At 39.2% G+C, this 5,305-nt stretch carries 6 protein-coding genes and 1 pseudogene; 1 reads left to right on the plus strand and 6 read right to left on the minus strand.

Going from position 1 to position 5,305, the window contains the following annotated elements; genetic code table 11:
• Positions 1-301: 301 nt before the first annotated feature.
• Positions 302-493, plus strand: a pseudogene (locus QL982_RS13940) (DUF4172 domain-containing protein); the annotation flags it as partial.
• A gap of 265 nt (positions 494-758) precedes the next feature.
• On the opposite strand, the gene QL982_RS13945 reads toward QL982_RS13940, so the two are convergent.
• The 6 genes from QL982_RS13945 to QL982_RS13970 all read right to left on the minus strand — a co-directional run bounded on the left by QL982_RS13945 (position 759) and on the right by QL982_RS13970 (position 5,177).
• Positions 759-944 carry a hypothetical protein gene (locus QL982_RS13945; protein ID WP_290165750.1) on the minus strand — a complete coding sequence of 62 codons (186 nt, stop codon included), beginning with the start codon at positions 942-944 and terminating at the stop codon, positions 759-761.
• 24 nt (positions 945-968) lie between these two features.
• The gene (locus QL982_RS13950; RefSeq protein ID WP_290165748.1) at positions 969-1,706 is read right to left on the minus strand and encodes a c-type cytochrome; all 738 of its coding nucleotides are present in this window, start codon (positions 1,704-1,706) and stop codon (positions 969-971) included.
• 613 nt (positions 1,707-2,319) lie between these two features.
• Complete coding sequence (locus QL982_RS13955) at positions 2,320-2,667, minus strand: rhodanese-like domain-containing protein (protein ID WP_201578654.1); 348 nt, start codon at positions 2,665-2,667, stop codon at positions 2,320-2,322.
• Positions 2,668-2,705: 38 nt separating this feature from the next.
• Positions 2,706-3,062, minus strand: coding sequence for a hypothetical protein (locus tag QL982_RS13960; RefSeq protein ID WP_201548939.1), 357 nt, complete (start codon positions 3,060-3,062; stop codon positions 2,706-2,708).
• A gap of 110 nt (positions 3,063-3,172) precedes the next feature.
• A complete protein-coding gene (locus QL982_RS13965; RefSeq protein ID WP_240990592.1) occupies positions 3,173-4,573 on the minus strand; it encodes an FAD/NAD(P)-binding oxidoreductase in 1,401 nt (466 codons plus the stop codon).
• Between the two features lie 139 nt (positions 4,574-4,712).
• Positions 4,713-5,177, minus strand: coding sequence for a hypothetical protein (locus tag QL982_RS13970; RefSeq protein WP_290165744.1), 465 nt, complete (start codon positions 5,175-5,177; stop codon positions 4,713-4,715).
• Positions 5,178-5,305: the final 128 nt, after the last annotated feature.

Genomic DNA, 5,305 nt, shown 5'->3' on the forward strand with positions numbered 1-5,305 from the left:
ATTTTTACCTCTACCCAATCACTGCTTATAACAAAAAGCCGCGTATTCTTATTAAAAATTTCTCTTTATTGCGTCTATTATTAATATCACTTCTCTAGTTTTAAAGTTCGCAGGTGCTGTTTCTATTGCTTATTCTCTGCATAATATGAAGAGGTTAATAGTTTTATATCTGCATATCTTTGAGGAAAATATAAAGCATATTGCCTATATTCATGAGCACTCAAATTGGACTGAATGGCAATGGTCGGACAAAAAGCTATTGCCACTCGTCAGTCGTGTGCGGATATGACAAGGCAGTTTACTAGGAAAATTGCTGACGCTAAGGTTCGATCTGAATGTTGAGGCACAGTCAGATGCGGTGACTTTAGAAATTGTCAAAACTTCTGAGATTGAAGATGAGACGCTAAATGACGAGCAAGTGCGTTCCTCAGTTGTGCGGCACTTAGGGTTAGATAATGCCAGTATGCCAACGACTACTCGTGAGATCTATTGATTCGATGATGTTAATTAGAAATTTACTTAACTCGCTATGACAGAGAGAGTCTTAATGCAAAGCTATAGTAGAGCCCAGCATCTTTATAGTATGTAAGCATAGAATTCTTAGATAGCCTAATGATTACTGTAAAATAATAAACGTGTAAAAAATGAGCTATATTGAAAAGACTGTAATAGAGATGGCTTGATTTTGATCATTAAAATATGTAATTGAAGTCTCTCAAGTTTATCTCTACTGTTTCTTCAGCATAGCTCAAACTTTATTAACGACGTACGTCTTTAGGCGCATCTCCATTGGGCCAGTCTTTATCTTTATTAGCTTTTACAGGGCGTGGTAAGTGAGTAAAGTAACTAGCAATATCGACTGCTTCTTGATCGCTAAGAGAGTTACCTTGTCCAAAAGGCATCTTACCTTTGATAAAAGCAGCTGCTGTGTATGTTCGTGCCATACCTGCGCCATCGTTAAAAGACTTTTATCCAGCTACTGCTGGATAAACGTAAGAACTATCATCATTATATTGACCTTCGCCATTTTCACCATGGCAAACACTACATTTTTCAGCGAATAATTTTTTGCCATTATCTGTGTTAGGCTCCAAATTTTTATCTATTTTTACAAAGCCGCGACCTTCGGGTGAGACACCGTATGGCAAATCTTGTGATAGCCAGCTCATATAAGACACCATTGCATTCATATCATCTGAACCTAGGTCAAGCGCTTTGCCGTTCATTGAGCGTTCGAAACACCCGTTAATACGCTCTTGAATTGAGTTGACACGACCACCACGACTACGGTAAATAGGATAGATACCTGGCATACCATTCCAAGGAGCAGCGTAAGCTTCTGAGCCATTACCTAAATGACAGCTAGTACAATTTAATTGGTTGCCAACATTGTCGGGCAACTCTTTATAAGTATGATTAGCAATTTGCAAGCCGCGACGCACAGCTGCGCCAAACTCGTCATCTGGAATAGTAGACTCGTCAGGCATACTGACAGTCAATTTAGTGCTTGGATTTGAGGCCATATCTTTCTTAATTGCTGCAGCTTGTGACTCAAGTGATTTAACTCGTGCTAAAGCTTCAGCTTCTTCTACTCTGTCAACCGCTTTAACCTCTGTTTCACTACATGCTGTTATGCTTACTGCACTAATAGTTAAAGCGGTAGCAATCAAATAAGAAGTATGATTAATTTTAAATAATTTCTTCACTGGAATATCCTTATTATAAAATATAATATCCGATTACATATCTATATGTTAAATTGCAGGACATACTGATAGTAGTATGTCTAATTCTTGGGATAAGTTATGTTAGCTCTATGTATAGTAAAACGAGCTCATCGACTATATCAAGACTACATGCAATACATGATGAACAATGAGAAAGGATTAAAGATGTTTTGCTAGGTTAACTATTTGTTCTTCAAAGCTGCTGACATTACCTTACGCGCATCGCATATTTTGGGGAATACTGCAAGAAATTTCGTTTTTCTCTTTAAGGAGCATATATTCAATAGTGATATTCTTTTTATTGAATGGTATGGCCGAATTGACTTTTAGCACAGTAATGCCGATAACTTTTATAACTCTGTGCGCCGTAAGCTATTCTCTTTACCAGGTGCGCTGAGAGTCTATTCTGCGCACGACTATAAAGAGCACCTTGTCTCTTCAATTACTCAGGAAAAAATCGTAATCCAAGGCTCAGTGGGGCAAAAAACTCGAAAATTTTAGAGTAATCATGAATTATATAAACTTGCTCTATTCCAAATTCATTGACCATACAGTCTCTAATAGTCAGCCATGCGGTATCTGTCCAAATAAATTAATAAAAATCAATACCTTCATTTGCCATAGTTATTGGTATGTCCGTTTCAAGACATGTCTCATAACCTCCAGCAATTGAGGCCACTTGCGTATGGCCAAGTTCTGCTAGTGACTGAGCTGCTAGCGCCGCGCGTCCACTGCTTTGACAATATAGTAGGATTTCAGTATCAGCACCCTTGATAGCTGGTAGGTCAGAAATTCTAAATTCCAGTATGCCACGAGGTACTGATATTGCGCCTTTTATATGTCCCGCAGCATATTCAGCAGGCTCTCTGACATCAATAATGATATCTGCTTTATGACAAGCAACTTGAGCCTGTGCTACAGGTATTTCAGTAATTTGCATTGTTAAACGATCCAATTTAGATTATTTAGCACTTTTTATTATGGATATGAAGCGCTATGCTTGGTTAACCCAGACAGTCCGGTTATCAGTGGCAATATAACCACATAAGCATAAACAAACAATGCTGCCACCATTGCCAGATGGAAGGCCCAATCTACCCAATAATTGAGACTTCCTAAACTAGAATTAAAAAATAATGGCAAAGTAAAAAAGCCAATCCCTGCCGCAATAGCTGCTAGTACAGTGGTAAAACGATATGCTAGCTTTTGATGCCTACCTACAATGCCCCAATAACTCCATGTGATCAGTAATAATAGAAATAATGTACCGACCAGCATCGCATTCTCTAATATAGCTTCCCACAACATCATAAATGCTTGATTTAAAAGTAACATGACAGCTCCTTTGCAAATGTTAGCGAAACTTAGTAAAAGTCCTCGCTTATATAAACGGTAGCCAGCTCATTGAAACTTATGAAGATACTGACTATCTGTACTATACGAGGTTAAACTCGACCTTTGGCAACAGCCATATAAGCAGGTTTCAGCATCATTTCTTCTAGAAACCATGCGAAATAGCTTTCTTTTAACGGGTTAACCAAAGGCACACTTGGGGTTAAATTATTTTCATAATCGAACTCAACAAGCATTGCCTCACCTTCTTTGATTAACAACGGACACGAGGTATATCCATCAAATTTTTGACTGGGTGCCTTGCCTTGTATTACCTCAATAAGATTGTTCGTCACTATGGGTGCGGAGAGCTTAACGGTTGCGGCTGTTTTACCTTTTGGCGTTCCATTAATATCACCGACCCCAAAAATATTTTCATAGCGCTTGTGTTGTAGCGTATATTTATCAACGTCAAGCCAACCATTTTTATTGGCTAAGGGGCTGTTTAGTATACTGTCTACCGCAAACATGGGTGGTACAACATGAATAAAATCATAGTCTTGTCGACTTTGACTGCCCTCCGAATCCGTGAAATAGGCAGCTTTTGCTGATTTATCGATGCCAGTTAAGCGTTGCTCAAAGTTTGCGCCAATTGGTGGATCATAAGATGCCCAGCGTGATAATATATTTTCGTTTACAACAGGCACGCTAAATACCGTCTGATGCGGACTAAAAAATTGAATATCACTGTTTTGTCGTGTACCTGCTTGTATGAGTCTGTCATGCAGCATAAAGGTCATTTTCAATGGCGCACCTGCACACTTCATGTCAGTATGTGCTAGCGTCATTACGGCGCGCCCTCCTTTTTGACGAAAGGCATCTATTTGTTGCCATGTTTTTATAGCAATTTCTGGACTATGGTAAACACTACCAATGCCATCAGTGCCTAAGTCTTGAATATTAAGACCTTCTATTTTCTCAAAACCTAATCTTAAGCCAGTTGCTACCACTAGATAGTCATAGCCAATTTTTTTGCCGCTCTCAGTAATTACCTGATTGTTATCCGGTGAAAACTCACGGGCATTTTCTTGTATCCAATTTATTCCTGCAGGAAGAAGGTTGGCGTTACTGTCTATAACCTTGTCGGTATTATTCCAGACGCCTGTGGCTAACAAAGTGTAGCCAGGTTGATAATAGTGAGCTTGTCGACTGTCTAGTATAGTCAAGGTTGCGTTGGGAAGTTGACGACTCAATCTATTGGCAACAGCCAATCCTGCAATACCAGCACCGACAATAACAATATTAACTTTTTCTTGAGCTGTGGGAGACGATACGCAGCCATTCAGTGACATGCTGCCTATAACTGCTCCAGTTGCAATGCCTGCACCAATCAATTGACGACGATTAAATAATCTTGAAACTATTGGTTGTTTGTTATCGTCAGCGCGATTGGGATGCGCTGCCAACGCGTCTTGATTCGATATACTGTTTTGATTACTTGAATGTCGTTTCATAATGATCTCCTATGTCCTTCTATACCATTCAGAATAGTTAATTAAAATATATAGATATAAAACAAGGACATAAGAGCAGATGTTTTGTCCTTTCTATGGAGCGCTTAAGCTAATCAACTCTTAAGCTACTGATTTCTCATTAAAAACTGGCTATTTTTGTATCTTTATCAACCATCAATTTAGCAATGGCTGCAGGGTCTGCTACGGCAACACCATCAATTAGCGCAGACTTATCAAGCCCTTTACCCGGAAGATAAATGGCACAAACTTCGACTGTAGTTTTGGTTTTTTCCATAACTGTCTTCATTAACCCTTGTGCACTCATATTCATTGGTGGTTGCCCTGTAGTGACACTGCTAGGCGCATCACGTAGTGCCATGTCACCAGCTGCACCGCAGAGCAATACGTTGGTTTCAGCTCCTTGCTTCGCTGACTGCATAGTGAGCACCATTGACATTAGCTGCACCTGAGCATCATCCGATGTGACAATAACCAATAACGATGGTTTTGCTATCTTGATATGACGAGTTTCTTCAGCAGAAGTAGAACTAACTGCTAAAAAAGTGGCAACTGCAGTAAGGATAGGAATAAAGATTCGTTTCATAATATCTCTCAGTTTCTCACGAAGTTATCGGCTGCTATATTTGCTTATATGGCGAACAGCCGCTGGATAGTAATTTTAATAATACAAGTTTAAGACATGCTATTAGATGATAAGTTACAAGGTACATT

It is taken from the genome of Psychrobacter sp. 5A.1, assembly GCF_030407455.1.
In the GTDB taxonomy this organism is placed as follows: Bacteria; Pseudomonadota; Gammaproteobacteria; order Pseudomonadales; family Moraxellaceae; genus Psychrobacter.

Excerpts from the sequence above, each read along its gene's own strand:
- QL982_RS13945 (WP_290165750.1), bottom strand. The coding sequence starts at position 944 with ATGGCACGAACATACACAGCAGCTGCTTTTATCAAAGGTAAGATGCCT.
- QL982_RS13955 (WP_201578654.1), bottom strand. The coding sequence starts at position 2,667 with ATGCAAATTACTGAAATACCTGTAGCACAGGCTCAAGTTGCTTGTCAT.
- QL982_RS13960 (WP_201548939.1), bottom strand. The coding sequence starts at position 3,062 with ATGTTACTTTTAAATCAAGCATTTATGATGTTGTGGGAAGCTATATTA.
- QL982_RS13965 (WP_240990592.1), bottom strand. The coding sequence starts at position 4,573 with ATGAAACGACATTCAAGTAATCAAAACAGTATATCGAATCAAGACGCG.
- QL982_RS13970 (WP_290165744.1), bottom strand. The coding sequence starts at position 5,177 with ATGAAACGAATCTTTATTCCTATCCTTACTGCAGTTGCCACTTTTTTA.